The organism is Trinickia sp. Y13 (genome assembly GCF_029522115.1).
Classification (GTDB): domain Bacteria; phylum Pseudomonadota; class Gammaproteobacteria; order Burkholderiales; family Burkholderiaceae; genus Trinickia.
On sequence record NZ_JAKWFK010000002.1, the window covers coordinates 634277 to 648376 of the forward strand.

Genomic DNA, 14100 nt, shown 5'->3' on the forward strand with positions numbered 1-14100 from the left:
AAGTCCCTGCGTCAATATGGCGCGAATCCCCATCAAAGCGCCCATAAACATCGATTTCTTATAGATGTTTTCTCGCGTACCCCGCGCAAAACTGCAGCATGCAACCTGCGCTCAACCTTTACATAGATCAAAAATCGATCTTATGATCCGCCTTAACATGTACACGCAATGCATGTTAAACGCAGCTTCAGCGGGATCGCATCGCGAATCGCGCCACGTCCCCGGCACTTCACCCTCTAGGAGAGAGGATATGCAATCAACACGACGCTTATGGAGATGGCTGGGCCTGGTCTGCCTGCTATCGTTCGCCGCCTTGCTTTGGCTGGGCAGGGAAATCTATTTGGCCGCCCCGCCTATTCCGAGCGCGGTCGTAAGCGACAGCGGTCAAGTCCTGTTCACCGGCGATCAAGTCAAACGCGGCCAGCAAGTCTGGCTCGCAGCCGGCGGCCAGCAGCTCGGCACCGTCTGGGGTCACGGCAGCTATGTTGCACCCGATTGGTCGGCCGATTGGTTGCACCGTGAAGCGCTGCAACTGCGCGAAAACTGGGCCCAGCAACAATTCGGCAAGCCGTATGCGGCGCTCACGCCGGACGAGCAAGGCACGCTGGACGCGCGCCTGAAGCGCGAGATGCGCGCAAACCGCTACGACGCCACGACGGGCCGTATCACGTTGTCCGATGCGCGCACCAGCGCCGCCCGCGATGTCGCCGCTCACTACGAAGCGTTGTTCGGCACCGATCACTCGCTCGATACATTGCGCGATCAATACGCCATGAACGCGGGTTCGGTTCAAAGCGCAGACGATCGCACAGCACTCGCCGCGTTCTTCTTCTGGTCGGCTTGGTCGGCAACGACCGATCGCCCCGGGCAATCGAACATCACGTACACGAACAACTGGCCGCACGAACCGCTCGTGGACAACAATCCGACGGTCGCCAACGGCATGTGGTCGATCGTGAGCGTGATCCTGTTGCTCGCCGGTATTGCCGCCATGATCTGGTATCACTCGGCGCACGACTCCGGCGAAGCGCCGGTCGCGCCGCCCGCGCAAGACCCGCTGTTCAATGTGAAGGCAACGCCTTCGATGAAGGCGACCAAGAAGTACTTCTACGTCGTCATCGGCTTGCTGCTCGTGCAAGTTGGCATGGGCGCCATCACGGCCCACTATGCCGTCGAGGGTCACAGCTTCTTCGGCTTCCCGCTGGCCGAGGTGCTGCCGTGGGTGGTGAGCCGCACGATTCATACGCAGTTCGGCGTGCTGTGGATTGCCACGGCCTGGCTCGCGACCGGCTTGTATATCTCGCCGCTGTTGTCGGGACACGAGCCCAAGTACCAAAAGCTCGGGGTCGATGTCCTGTTCTACGCGCTGCTGTTCATCGTCGTCGGATCGACGGCATTCGGCTGGCTCGGCACGCTGCAGCATCGCGGCACCGATTTCGCGTTCTGGATCGGCAACCAGGGGCTCGCCTATACGAGCATGGGTCGCGTCTGGCAAATCCTGCTGTTCGTCGGCCTGTTGTTCTGGCTGGTGTTGATGGGTCGCGCATTGATGCCTGCGCTGAAGAACCCGAAGACGAACGGACGCGGCCTGATCGGCATGGTGTTCCTGTCCGCCGCCTGTATCGGCGCGTTCTACTCGACCTCGCTCGCCTGGGGCCAGCACACGCACTACTCCATGATCGAGTACTGGAGATGGTGGCTCGTGCATCTGTGGGTTGAAGGCTTCTTCGAAGTGTTCGCCACGGCCGTGATCGCACTGATCTTCTCGCGCCTGGGCCTCATTCGAATCGAGTCGGCCAACAACGCCATCGTGCTCGAAACGATCGTGTTCCTCTTCGGCGGCATTCTCGGCACGCTGCACCACCTGTACTTCACCGGCGCCTCGACGGCCGTGATCGCTGTCGGCGCGGTGTTCTCCGCGTTCGAAGTCGTCCCGCTCGCACTCATCGGGCTCGAAGGCTGGCAAACGTACCGCAAGACGAAGGCGGCGCCGTGGGTTCAAACGTACAAGTGGGCCATTCTCTGCTTCGTCGCAGTGGGCATTTGGAACACCGTCGGCGCAGGGCTGCTCGGCTTCTCGATCAATCCGCCGATTTCGCTCTACTACGTGCAAGGGCTCAACATCACGCCCGCGCACGGCCACGCCGCGCTGTTCGGTGTCTACGGCATGCTCGGCATCGGTCTCATGTTGTTCTGCCTGCGCGGCCTGTCGGCGCGCGAAGCTTGGGACGACTCGCTGCTCAAGCCCGCGTTCTGGCTGCTCAACATTGGTCTATTCATGATGGTGTTCTTCTCGATCCTGCCGTCGGGGATCTACGAAGCATGGGCCAGCGTCAGCAAGGGGCTCTGGTACGCGCGCTCGCCTGAAGTCGTGCATGCGCCGATCATGCAGGCGCTCGTCTGGGTGCGCGTGCCCGGCGACATCCTGTTCGCGATCGGTGTGCTTTACCTCGGGTGGTTCGCCCTGCGCCTGCTGCGTCCCGGCCGGCCGATCGAAGCGCCCGTGAAGTCCGCGGTGCATCGCGTGTAAATCGCGCCATGCTCAGTTGATAGGGCTCGTGTTCGCATGACGCCTCGCGACGGCCGGACCCTTGGGTCCGGCCGTCTGGCCATCGAACTTGTTGGGAGAAATACCATGAACGCCACACCGATCGCCTCCACCGCGCCCATGACGCGCGAGCTGATACACGCTGCGCTCACGCAAGTCATCGATCCCGAGATCGGCATCAACATCGTCGATCTGGGCCTCGTCTACGACGTCGAATCGAACGACGAAGGCTGGCGCATCGCCTTGACCATGACCTCGCCCGCGTGCCCGATGGGTCAATCGATCCTCGACGACGTGCGCGCGGTCATCGACACATCGCTCTCGATCGGCACGAGCGTCGACATCGATCTCGTTTGGGAACCGCCCTGGGACCCGTCCATGATGAGCGATGCGGCGCGCGACACACTGGGATGGAGCGACGATTGAACCGGATGCCGCACGCCGTTTCGAAGGCCCCGCCGCTACGCGTTGCCATGCGGCTTGCGTTCGCCGCGGCAATCGTGCTCACGTTCGCTTGCGGCGTGCTCGCCGGGCTGGCGCGCTTCGGCGTGGCGCTGCCCCGCCATGCACTGACCAATGCGGTGTGGCACGGCGTGCTGGTGCTGCCCATGTTCTTCGGCGCGGTGGTGAGCTTGGAGCGAGCCGTCGCGCTCGGCGGCGGCCGTCACCTGTCCGCGCCGGTGGCCGTCGCACTCGCGGCGGTGCTGCTGTTGGCGGGCGCGCCGCCCATGTTCGCGCAACTGCTGCTCTTCGCGGGCGCCTCGCTCGCGCTCGCGAGCGTGCTGGGCTTGGTGCGCCGTCACACCGAGTTGCATCTGGCGATACTCGCACTCGGGGTATCGAGCTGGTGGTTCGGCGATCTACTCTGGCTCACGACAAGCACGCCCCTCGTCGCAGTGCCGAGCTGGATCGCGTTTCTCGTTTTGACGATCGCCGCGGAACGGCTCGAGCTCACACGCCTGCGGCCCACGCCGCGGCGCGCACGGGCCTGGTTCGTGACGATCGTCGTCGTTTTGCTCGCCAGCGTCGTTTGGGCATTGCGCATGCCCGACGCAGGCCTGCGCATCTTCTCCGCATGCCTCGCGCTACTAGCCGCGTGGCTCACGCGCTACGACATCGCGCGCGTCACGGTGCGCCAACGCGGCCTGACGCGCTTCATCGCAGTGTGCTTGCTGTCGGGCTATGCATGGCTGGCGCTGAGCGGCGCGCTAGGCGTGTTCGGCGCTTGGCGCGTCGGCCACCCCTGGCACGACGCCGCGCTGCATGCGCTCACGCTCGGCTTCGTGATCTCGATGGCACTCGGCCATGCGCCGATCGTGCTGCCCGCGGTCGCACGCCTGCGCGTGAGCTATCGCCCCGTCTTCTACCTGCCGCTCGTCGCGCTCCATATCGCGCTCGCCGCGCGCGTGGCCGGCGCGCTCATGGATGCGTTCGCCTTGCGCCGCGCGGGCGCCATCGGCAATGCCATTGCGCTCGCATTGTTCGTCGCCGTCATGGCGCGGGCGGCGTGGGCTGCGCGCACCGAATCGCGCATCGAATCGCGCACCGTCTCGCACAGGAGGTGACGCAAGCAATTCGCACTCCTAACCGTTCTCTCTATCGATTACCGGCGGCGCGCTTCTCGGCGCGGACCGCATTTTTCCTTTGATTTGCCTATCGGAGTCAAGCATGGCCCACCCTTCCCCCGACGCCACCTATCTGTTCGATGCCCGCGGCATCGCCAAGCGCTTCCGTCACGCCGCAATCTTCGCGGCACTGGAGACGCTCGATCACGGCGAAACGATGCGCTTCGTCAACGATCACGATCCACTGCCGCTGCTCAATCAAATCCAGCAGCGCTACGGCGACCAGGTCCGCATTCAGTATGTCGAGCGCTCCCCTGAGCGCGTCGCCATCGACTTCGGCATCTGGCTCACCGCAAACGAAGGCGCCCCCGCCGCCGAGCAATCCTCTGCAGGCGGCTGCGCCGGTGGCGGCGCCGGCAGCTGCGGCTGCAGCGGCGGCTAAGCAGCTCGGCATCTGGGCAGCCCCGGCAGGCCAGCGGCGGAACCGCCAGCCGCCACGGCAATCGGTCGCGCACCGCGTGGGGGCGCGACCGCTCGAAACTTAACCCAGGTCAAGAAGACGCGATAATGCCGACAACCGGCATTGACCCCACCATATATGGTGCATACGATGAGCAACATCACAACATATTGTGCTCATCGAGGACCGCATGGAACGCCAGCCAACGCTTGACAGTCTCCCCCAAGCCATTCGTCTCGCGCCAGCGGCCGATCGGTCCAAGCCTTTCGTCGAAGTCGGTTCCGCCATCGACGAATATCTCGACCGGCTAGACTGGCGCGTCAATGCGAACGCCAATCAGGGCTACTCGCTGGGCGGGTTGATTCTCAACATCTCGGGCAAGCTCGTCGCCAACTATTGGCTGAGCCATATCTATCCGCCCGCCGTCGGCCAAGCGCATCGCGACGCCGATCTGCATATCCACGATCTCGACATGCTCTCGGGATACTGCGCCGGCTGGTCGCTGCGCACGTTGCTGACCGAGGGGCTGAACGGCGTGCCCGGCAAGGTCGAAGCAGGCCCCCCCAAGCATATGTCGAGCGCCGTCGGGCAAATCGTCAATTTCCTCGGCACGCTGCAGAACGAATGGGCCGGCGCGCAAGCGTTCAGCTCATTCGACACGTACATGGCGCCGTTCGTGCGCACGGACGGCCTGCGCTACGACGAGGTGCGCCAATACATTCAGGAACTCATCTACAACCTGAACGTGCCTTCGCGCTGGGGCACGCAAACGCCGTTCACGAATCTCACGTTCGATTGGGTTTGCCCGGAGGATCTGCGCGAGCAAGTGCCCATCATCGGCGGCAAGGAGGTGGACTTCACCTACGGCGAGCTGCAAGCCGAGATGGACATGATCAACCAGGCCTACATCGAAGTCATGCAGGCCGGCGACGCCAAGGGCCGCGTCTTCACGTTTCCGATTCCGACCTACAACATCACCGAAGACTTCGACTGGACGAGCCCCAATGCGAACCGTCTGTTCGAGATGACAGCGCGTTACGGCCTGCCGTACTTTCAGAACTTCATCAATTCGGAACTGAAGCCGAACATGATTCGGTCGATGTGCTGCCGCCTTCAGCTCGATCTGCGGGAGTTGCTCAAGCGCGGCAACGGCTTGTTCGGCTCGGCCGAGCAAACCGGTTCGATCGGCGTCGTCACGATCAACTGCGCGCGGCTCGGCTATCTGTATGCGGGCGACGAAGCGGCGCTCATGGCGCGCATCGACACCCTCTTGGAGTTGGGCAAGGACAGCTTGGAGATCAAGCGGCTCGTCATTCAAAAGCACATCGACAACGGGCTTTTCCCCTACACGAAGCGTTACCTCGGCACGCTGCGCAATCACTTCTCCACGCTCGGCGTGAACGGCATCAACGAGATGATCCGCAACTTCACGGGCGACGAGCACGACCTCACGACCGAATGGGGCCATGCGTTCGCCGTGCGTCTGCTCGACCGGATTCGCGCGAGGATGCTCGCGTTCCAAGAGGAAACGGGGCATATGTACAACCTCGAGGCCACGCCGGCAGAAGGCACGACCTATCGTTTCGCCAAGGAAGACCGCAAGCGCTACCCCGACATCTTGCAAGCCGGCACGCCCGAGATGCCGTACTACACGAACTCGTCGCAGTTGCCGGTCGGCTTCACCGAAGATCCGTTCGAAGCGCTCGAGCATCAAGACGACTTGCAGCGCAAATACACGGGCGGCACGGTGCTGCATCTTTACATGACCGAGCCGCTATCGTCGACCGACGCCTGCCGAGAACTCGTCAAGCGCACGCTGAGCCGCTTCTCGCTGCCGTACATCACCGTCACGCCGACGTTCTCGATTTGTCCAAAGCACGGGTATCTGCCCGGCAAGCATGAGTTTTGTCCCAAATGCGACGAGGCGCTGCTTCAACGCAAATGCAATCAACCCGCAACGACTGAAACTACGGAGTCCTAACAATGAACGCGACCACTCAAAACGCCACCCCCGTGCTGCTCGATGAAGAACGTCAGCCCTGCGAGATCTGGACGCGCGTGATGGGATACCACCGCCCGGTCTCCTCGTTCAACACCGGCAAGAAGGGCGAATTCTACGAGCGCACCTACTTCACGGAAGAGGCCTCGCTTGCTGCCTGAGGCCGAATCCGCGCCCGCTGCCAAGCGCGCGACGCCGCTGCGACTGCTCAAGGTCGGCGGCATCGCGCCGTTCACGGCCACCGATTATCCGGGCCAGTTGGCCGCGGTCGTGTTCGTGCAAGGGTGCCCGTGGCGTTGCGGCTACTGCCACAACACGCATTTGCAGCCGCGCACGCGCGAGGGCGCCGTATCTTGGGCGAAGGTGATGAGTTTCTTAGCGCGCCGCGTCGGGCTGATCGATGCCGTGGTGTTCAGCGGCGGCGAGCCGACCTCCGACCCGGCGCTGGCCACCGCCATCGGCGATGTGCGCGCGCTCGGTTTCAAGATCGGACTGCACAGCGCGGGAACGCATCCGCGGCGGTTCGAACGCGTGCTGCCGCTCGTCGATTGGGTCGGTTTCGACGTGAAAGCGCCGTTCGACGATTACGAGCAAGTCACGCGCATCCGCGAGAGCGGCACGTTCGCGCAGCGCAGCCTCGAAGCGCTGCTTTCCAGCGGGATCGATTACGAGTGCAGGACGACGGCGCACCCAAGCCTGCTGACCGATGCCGATCTGCTCAAGCTCGCGCACGCTCTCTCGTCCATGGGCGTGAAAAAGCACTACCTGCAGATCTTCCGCAAGCAAGGCTCAGCCGATGCCGCGTTGAATGCGGTAGGCACGACGGGCTACCCGAGCGGGCCGACGCTCGATGAAATGAGCCGGCTCTTTCCTACGTTCGATGTGAGGCGCGGCTAGGCGTTGGGCGCGGCGGGCGATGCCGTATGTGCGAGACGCCCTAGCCGCGCTCGCCAATCGACGGCTAGGCTCAGCGATGCTCCGCGGAGGCGGTATCGCAAGCCTGCGCTTCGCCCTCGACGAGCGAGCTCGCCGCACGCGCGACTTCCTCGATGACCTGCTCCGCCTGCTCCACGTCGAAGTCGGCATGAAATCGCTTCTTCACCCCATGCTCGGCCAACTGCACATATTCGTCGGCGGCAATGTCGTGCCGCGCGAGCGAACTCTTCACGCATGCGAGCGGGCACCCGTCGATGGCAATGATCGGCCGCCCGGAGAGGGCGATCTTGACCAGTGCGGGGACATCCCCGCCCACGCCGGCGATGCACGACATCTCGGCCATGCCGCGCCGGTCGAGCTGCAAGGCGACGTAGTTGGCCATCTGCGCCGCGCTCGAGCACCCCGAGCACGAGTAGACGAGCGGTAACGCGCGACGTTCGTTGTTCATCTTCAAACCTCCGTGACCATGCTCCCCGCCGACGAGCGTGGGAGCCGCCCCCCGCGGGAGGCGCCCTGCTATCGCGGCGGGCTGCGCCTGCCGCGAACTGCGAACGCGGGCGCGAAGCGCTCGAGCGAAAAGTTCGACAAGTCGATCGCATCGAGCGAATTCTTCACGAGCAGCCCGAGCTCCGTGTCGCCTTCCATCGTCAACCGGCGACTGAAAAACAGCGTGTCGGGGTCTTGCGTGCGCCGCGCCAGCTGAAAGAAGTCGTAAGCGCTCGCGCTAATCGTCAGCGCGACGTCTCCGACGTGTCGCGCCGCGCGAAACGCGCCGCCGCGGTAGACGAAATCGAACGCCACGCCCGCGTCGCGCACTTCGATTCGCAACGCACGATCTTGCAGATGCGCGAGCGTATCGTCGGGAAGATGAGGCTTCACCGTCAAATTGAGGCCACCGACGAACAACAGCGAGCCCGGATACGCCGGGAGCTTGGACAGCACGCCGCGTATCAGCGAAGGCACCTCGTAGCCGCTCTGACTCATTGAGCACTCCTAATGGATTCCACCTGCGTCGATTCCTGTTTCTGAGCCAGCCCCGGCATGCCGTGCCAGTATCCGTCGCAGCGCGATTCGGGCATGAGCAGCGCCATGCGCTCCAAGGCCCGCGTACCGCTTAGCCTGCCATCGGCCGCATCTCGAAAGATGGCGACGATTTCGCTCATCCCTTGTGACTGCGGGCTCAAGCGGAGCACATCGACGCCGAGCGCTTTCAACGTATCGATCGAATCGACGAGGTTGTAGACGCGCGCCGATTGAATCGAGATGCCGTTCAAGACGAGGAAGGGCTGCCCTTCTCGCGTGCGCAGCATGAGACCGTCTGGGTGTTCGATGCAGACGTATTGGCAGTTTTCGCGCGGGAGATTTCGTTGCCGCGCGGTGAAGCACCGCGCGGAAAACGCGAGCGGCAAACGCCCGTAGGCAAAGACTTCGGTCTGCACGCCATCGGGCCGCGCGCGCTGCATCTGCGCGAGCGCATCGGCGCTCATCTCCAGCGGCATGACCCAGCGCTTGGCGCCCACGCCGGCCAGCACGTCCAGCGTCGGCTCGTTGTAGACGTTGAGCCAGGGACCCGCGACGAACGCACTGCCTTGCAGGTTGCGAACCGCGCCCATGTCGTTCGCTTCGACGAGGTACCGGCCATTGCCGGTCACGGCTTTCATCGTCGCGACGTCCTTGCCCGATTCGAGCAGAATCTGCGTCGACAGCACGACTTCCTTACCTGCCTGCGAAAGCATCTGCGCGATCTCAAGCCAATCGGGCAGGCGCAACTCGTGACGCCGCGAGCACACCGTCTCGCCCAGATACACGACGTCGACGGGCGCCGTGCTCATTTCTTCGTAAAACTGCAGCGTCTTGACGCGCGACCAATAGTAATGAATCGGACCGATTGCGATCTTCACTTGCTCTCCTGCACTGCGCCTCATTTCCAAGGACGATGGTAGGCGCCCAGCGTGTGTTGCTGACCTTCCGCCACTTTGTCGAGTTCGCCCATCCAAGCGGGCTTGACGCTGTAGCGCTGTGGGTTGGCCTGGCATTGATCGATCGCGTCGCGCCATACGCGCGTGACTTGCGCCACGTAGGCGGGGCTGCGCTGCCGGCCTTCGATCTTGATGGCCTTCACACCCATTTGCATGAGGCGCGGCAACAATTCGAGCGTATTCAAGCTCGTCGGCTCTTCGATTGCGTAATAGCTTTCCCCGGCCACATCGAAGCGGCCTTTGCACAGCGTCGGGTAGCCCGCGTTCTCGTCATCGGCGTAACGGTCGATCAGCACGCCGTTCAAGCGCGACTCGAGCCCCTGCGAGGTTTTTTGCCAGCGCACGTGCTTCGCGGGCGAACAGACGCCGTGGGTATTGGGCGACTCGCCCGTCGCATACGAGGACAGCGCGCAGCGCCCCTCCACCATCACGCACAGGCTGCCGAAGCCGAACACTTCGAGTTCGACCGTCGTGTTTTCCGTCACGTGCTCGACTTGTGTGAGCGAGAGCACGCGCGGGAGCACGGCGCGTGAGACCCCGAAATGCTGCTGATAGAAGTTGATCGCTTCGTAGTTCGTCGCCGACCCTTGCACCGACAGATGCAAGCGCAGATCCGGATAGCGATCGCGCGCGTAACGCATGAGCCCCGGATCGGCCACGATAACGGCATCGACGCCGGCTTCGGCCGCGCGGTCGACAGCGGTGCGCCAGACGGGCCACGCCGTCGGTTGCGGGTACGTATTGAGGGCGACCAGCACCTTGCGGCCACGCTCGTGCGCGTAGTCGATGCCTGTGCGAATCGACGCTTCGTCGAAATTCAAGCCTGCGAAGTTTCTCGCGTTCGTCGCGTCGCGAAAGCCGAGGTAGACACAATCGGCGCCGTTATCGACGGCGGTCTTCAATGCCGGCAGGCTGCCGGCCGGACAGACGAGCTCCATCTATTGGGAATGCCTCTTCATGAAAAATGCGCTGTCATGCGCGCGCCGCCATACGGCCAGACGGCTATGGAGTTACGCCGCGGCGTCCACGGGCATGCGCGCGTGCGACGCGTCGTCTGCCTCGGGCGTCCCGGCGCTCGCTTCGTTCTCCGCGGGCTTGACGCCGGTCAGCAGGTAGGTGATGAGATCGCGCACGGGGCGGATCTGCCTGCCGAACGGCAGCGTTTCCGAGCCGCGGAAGAAGAGCCCCCGCTTGACGTCGCCGGCGAGCGCATAGGCAAGTCGAGTGTCGATGCAAAATTGCCCGTGCTTGGCGATGCCGTCGCGCAAGCCGCATTGGGCCAGGCAATCGAACCCGACCGTGCACTTGCGCGCTTTGGCCACGCGCTGCAGCTTGGCTTCCTTCTCGAGATAGTCGGCTAGCCAAGGCGTGCGCACTGCGCGCGCGGGAAGCCCCGCCACGCTCATGAACGTGACGATGTCATCGGGCGTTGCCTCGACCAGCACGCGCTTGAAGTTCGGATGCGCATCGCCCTCCTCGCTCACTGCGAACGGCGTACCCAGTTGCACCGCGCTCGCGCCGAGCGACATCAACTCGCGCACTTGCTCCGGCGTGTGAATGCCGCCGGCGGCGATGAGCGGAATGCGCTCGCGTTCGAGCCCGAGTTCCTTGAACAAGGCGAGCGTGCTTTCGATGACTTCGGCGAACGCAAACTGCGGATTGGCAACGCTCTCGAGCGTGGGTGCGCCAAGATGGCCCGCCGCGTAGCGCGGATTTTCGATGACGATCGCATCGGGCAAACGTTGCTTGCGCATCCACTTTTTGAGCACGAGGCCGATGCCGCGCGCATCCGAAAGAATGGGGATCAGCGCCACCTCGGGATGGTCGGCCGTGAGTTCCGGCAAATCGAGCGGCAAGCCCGCGCCGACGACGACGGCATGAGCCCCGCTTTCGCACGCGCGGCGCACGTAATCGGCATAGGCCGAAACCGCGCGCATCACGTTGACGGCCACGGCGCCGCGGCCGCCCGACAACGCAAGGGCCGAGCGAATCTCGCGATCGAGCGCTTCCAAATTGACGGCGTCGATCAACGCGCGGTCGCGCGAGCGGGCCGTCTTGACCATGAGATCGGGATGATGGCGGCGCAGATCGACGCTCGAAATCGTTCCGAGCGCACCGAGCGAGGCGACGGTTCCAGCCAGGCGATGCGCGGATACGCCCACCCCCATTCCGCCTTGCACGATGGGCAGCAACGCTTTGCCCTTGATGCGCAGGGGTTCGAATACAGCCTTCGGCACTGACACGGGACAACCTCACGACGATCGCAGTAACCGGTAGTGTGAGGGGGAGAACGACTGCGGACCTTAATCTGGATCAAGAACCGGTCGCAGCTTCGGTGCGACAATCGATCGCTGATGAAACCATGATGAAACCCCTTGCTTGTGAAACGATGCTCGCGCTATGCGGGCTCGAACCTCCCGAACCGATGGAGCGCGTGATCGCGGCGCTGCGCACGCTCGCCGACGATTGCTTCCTGACCATGCACATCGATCGCGAGCCGTTGCCTCTATTTGCGCTGCTCGCGCGCGGCGGTTACGACTACGAAATGCGCGGGTCGCTTGGCGGGCGCTACGAGATCGATATTTGGCGCAGGGCGTGATGCGGCGCGATCTGGAACTCGATGCATCGCCGCCGCTCGGCGCACCGTTGCGCTTCTTCTTGAACGCCCCCGTGTTCGCGGCGATCGCCGCGGTGCTGCTGCTCTATGCCGGTCCCGCCGCGTTCGCGTCGCGCTGGTCGCCGTTTGCGCTCGCCGCCACGCACGCGCTCACGCTGGGCGCATTCGCAAGCGTCATGATGGGTGCGTTAATCCAAATCCTGCCGGTCGTGGCAGGCGCGCAAATCGCATGGGCTCGCACGAGCGCCATCGGCATTCATGCGCTGCTCACGCTCGGCACGCTCTTGCTCATCGCCGCATTCTTAAGCGCGAAGAGCGCCCTCTTTCCCTTCGCCGGTTCGCTATGCGCCGCCGCGGCCGCATGGTTCGTCCTCGCTTGCGCCATCGGCCTCGCGCGACGGTCCTCCGCTAGAACGCGCGGCACGGCCGACATCGTGCGGGCGGTGCGCCTCGCGTTGACTGCCCTGCTCGTCACGGTCGCACTTGGCGCCATGCTCGCGCTGTCGTTGTCGCGCCCCCTGTCGCTACCGATCCTCACGCTGACGAACCTCCATCTCGCTTGGGGGCTGGCCGGATGGATCGGATTGCTCACCGCGGGCGTGGCCTATCAAGTGATCCCGATGTTTCAGGTCACCGAGCCCTACCCGCGCATGCTCACGCGTGCGTTCGCACCGCTCTCGTTCTGCGCGCTCGTGCTTCTCACGCTAGCCGGCTCGGGACTCCCCGCGCATGGGTCCATCGCCACCGCTGCATTGCACGGCTCATTGCTTGCGCTGTACTGCGGCTTCGCGGTGGTGACGCTCGCGCTGCTCCATCGCCGCAAGCGCCCTTCACCCGATGCGACGACGCTCTTTTGGCGCACGTCGATGACGAGTGTCATCTGCGCGGCGCCCGTATGGGCCATCGGTGTGGTGGCGGACCGTCCATCGGCCGGCGTCATCGTGGGGATTTTGTTGCTTGCAGGCGGCGTTTGGTCGGCAATCAGCGGGATGCTCTACAAGATCATTCCCTTCTTGCTTTGGTATCACATGCAAGCGTCGATCGACGTGCGCTCATCGATCGTGCCGAAAGTCAAAGCGGTGCTGCCCGACACGCACGCCCGGGCGCAGTATTGGGCGCATTCGATCGCACTCATGCTGTTGGTCGCCGCGGGCGCGTCGCCCGCGTGGTTATCGCGCCCCGCCGCATTGGCGTTCGTCGTGTCGAACCTATGGCTCGGCGCAAATATCGCGAGCGCGTTGCGGGTGTATGTGCGGGTGGTGCGCGAGCTCGCTTCAGTACGCGCAAGCAGCCTCGAGCTTTGACGGATCCGGGATCAAGATCTCGCGGCCGCGAATGGTGACGAGCCCGCGCGTGCCCAGCTCATGCAGGATGCGCGAGAAATGTTCCGGTGTGAGATTCAAGCGCGAGGCGACCATCTTCTTTCCCGCCTCTAACAGCACGCGCCGCCCCGACTCCGCGCACCCGGGCTCCGGCTCGCCTTTTTGCGCGAGCAGATAACTGATCACGCGATGCGTGCCCGTGCGCAGCGAATAGGCCTCGACGTCGCGCATGAGCGCATGCAGGCGCGCGCTCATACCGGCGAGCATCTTGCAGGCGAAGTCGGGATCGGTGCGCAAGCCGTCGATAATCGCCGCACGGGTCACGTGTAGCAGCAACGAATCGCTGAGCGCCTGCGCCGATACGAAGTACGGCTTGCCCAGAAACATCAGCGCTTCGCCGAAACTGTCACCTGGGCTGACGAGCCGCACCACTTTTTCTTCGCCGAGGGGCGAGGTCACGCTGAGCTTGATCTGACCGTAGACGACCGCGTGCAGACCCGTGCAAGGGTCGCCGCAGTGAAACACCATCTCTTTTCGCGCAACCTGTTGCTGCGTCGTGCCGAGCGCGACACGATCGAGCTCGGCTTCCGTGAGCTCGTTGAACAGCGGCATTCGGGCGAGAAAGTCCTGAACGCGAATCTTCCCTTTTTGCATCGATCGCCCCTATCCGCTAA

The 14100-nt window shown here is 63.8% G+C and carries 14 protein-coding genes and 1 pseudogene; 9 read left to right on the plus strand and 6 right to left on the minus strand.

Translation table 11 applies throughout. The features are described 5' to 3' along the window. Window positions 1–250: 250 nt before the first annotated feature. The 7 genes and pseudogenes from MMB74_RS06040 to MMB74_RS06070 all read left to right on the plus strand — a co-directional run bounded on the left by MMB74_RS06040 (window position 251) and on the right by MMB74_RS06070 (window position 7469). The gene (locus MMB74_RS06040; protein ID WP_277427679.1) at window positions 251–2530 is read left to right on the plus strand and encodes a nitric-oxide reductase large subunit; all 2280 of its coding nucleotides are present in this window, start codon (window positions 251–253) and stop codon (window positions 2528–2530) included. A gap of 105 nt (window positions 2531–2635) precedes the next feature. After that, window positions 2636–2974 (plus strand): metal-sulfur cluster assembly factor, encoded by a 339-nt coding sequence (locus MMB74_RS06045; RefSeq protein ID WP_277427680.1) that lies wholly within the window; start codon window positions 2636–2638, stop codon window positions 2972–2974. Window positions 2975–2979: 5 nt separating this feature from the next. Further along, entirely contained in the window at window positions 2980–4113 is a 1134-nt protein-coding gene (locus MMB74_RS06050) for a hypothetical protein (protein WP_277427736.1), read from the plus strand. 103 nt (window positions 4114–4216) lie between these two features. After that, window positions 4217–4456: pseudogene (locus MMB74_RS06055) on the plus strand (DUF2249 domain-containing protein); the annotation flags it as partial. Window positions 4457–4763: 307 nt separating this feature from the next. Continuing rightward, window positions 4764–6554, plus strand: a complete 1791-nt coding sequence (locus MMB74_RS06060) for a ribonucleoside triphosphate reductase (RefSeq protein ID WP_277427681.1) — start codon at window positions 4764–4766, stop codon at window positions 6552–6554. Window positions 6555–6556: 2 nt separating this feature from the next. Continuing rightward, window positions 6557–6733, plus strand: a complete 177-nt coding sequence (nrdD, locus tag MMB74_RS06065; RefSeq protein WP_277427682.1) for an anaerobic ribonucleoside-triphosphate reductase — start codon at window positions 6557–6559, stop codon at window positions 6731–6733. After that, the gene (locus MMB74_RS06070) at window positions 6726–7469 is read left to right on the plus strand and encodes an anaerobic ribonucleoside-triphosphate reductase activating protein (protein ID WP_277427737.1); all 744 of its coding nucleotides are present in this window, start codon (window positions 6726–6728) and stop codon (window positions 7467–7469) included. Before nrdD ends, MMB74_RS06070 begins: the two co-directional genes overlap by 8 nt. Before the next feature lie 70 nt (window positions 7470–7539). Here the strand turns inward: MMB74_RS06070 and MMB74_RS06075 are convergent, their stop codons facing one another. The 5 genes from MMB74_RS06075 to MMB74_RS06095 all read right to left on the minus strand — a co-directional run bounded on the left by MMB74_RS06075 (window position 7540) and on the right by MMB74_RS06095 (window position 11730). Beyond that, window positions 7540–7956 (minus strand): putative zinc-binding protein, encoded by a 417-nt coding sequence (locus tag MMB74_RS06075; protein WP_277427683.1) that lies wholly within the window; start codon window positions 7954–7956, stop codon window positions 7540–7542. A 68-nt stretch (window positions 7957–8024) separates the two neighbouring features. Next, entirely contained in the window at window positions 8025–8492 is a 468-nt protein-coding gene (locus MMB74_RS06080) for an SCP2 sterol-binding domain-containing protein (RefSeq protein ID WP_277427684.1), read from the minus strand. Beyond that, window positions 8489–9409 (minus strand): U32 family peptidase, encoded by a 921-nt coding sequence (locus tag MMB74_RS06085; RefSeq protein ID WP_277427685.1) that lies wholly within the window; start codon window positions 9407–9409, stop codon window positions 8489–8491. The genes MMB74_RS06080 and MMB74_RS06085 overlap by 4 nt, the downstream gene beginning before the upstream one ends. A gap of 20 nt (window positions 9410–9429) precedes the next feature. Next, entirely contained in the window at window positions 9430–10425 is a 996-nt protein-coding gene (locus tag MMB74_RS06090; RefSeq protein ID WP_277427686.1) for a peptidase U32 family protein, read from the minus strand. 72 nt (window positions 10426–10497) lie between these two features. After that, on the minus strand, window positions 10498–11730 hold the full coding sequence (locus MMB74_RS06095) for a nitronate monooxygenase family protein (RefSeq protein ID WP_277427687.1): 1233 nt from the start codon (window positions 11728–11730) through the stop codon (window positions 10498–10500). A 119-nt stretch (window positions 11731–11849) separates the two neighbouring features. On the opposite strand from MMB74_RS06095, the gene MMB74_RS06100 reads away from it, so the two are divergent. Further along, window positions 11850–12086 (plus strand): DUF2249 domain-containing protein, encoded by a 237-nt coding sequence (locus MMB74_RS06100; RefSeq protein WP_277427688.1) that lies wholly within the window; start codon window positions 11850–11852, stop codon window positions 12084–12086. Continuing rightward, window positions 12086–13408 (plus strand): hypothetical protein, encoded by a 1323-nt coding sequence (locus MMB74_RS06105; protein ID WP_277427738.1) that lies wholly within the window; start codon window positions 12086–12088, stop codon window positions 13406–13408. Before MMB74_RS06100 ends, MMB74_RS06105 begins: the two co-directional genes overlap by 1 nt. Here the strand turns inward: MMB74_RS06105 and MMB74_RS06110 are convergent. Next, the gene (locus tag MMB74_RS06110) at window positions 13379–14080 is read right to left on the minus strand and encodes a Crp/Fnr family transcriptional regulator (RefSeq protein ID WP_277427689.1); all 702 of its coding nucleotides are present in this window, start codon (window positions 14078–14080) and stop codon (window positions 13379–13381) included. The genes MMB74_RS06105 and MMB74_RS06110 overlap by 30 nt on opposite strands. Window positions 14081–14100 lie beyond the last annotated feature (20 nt).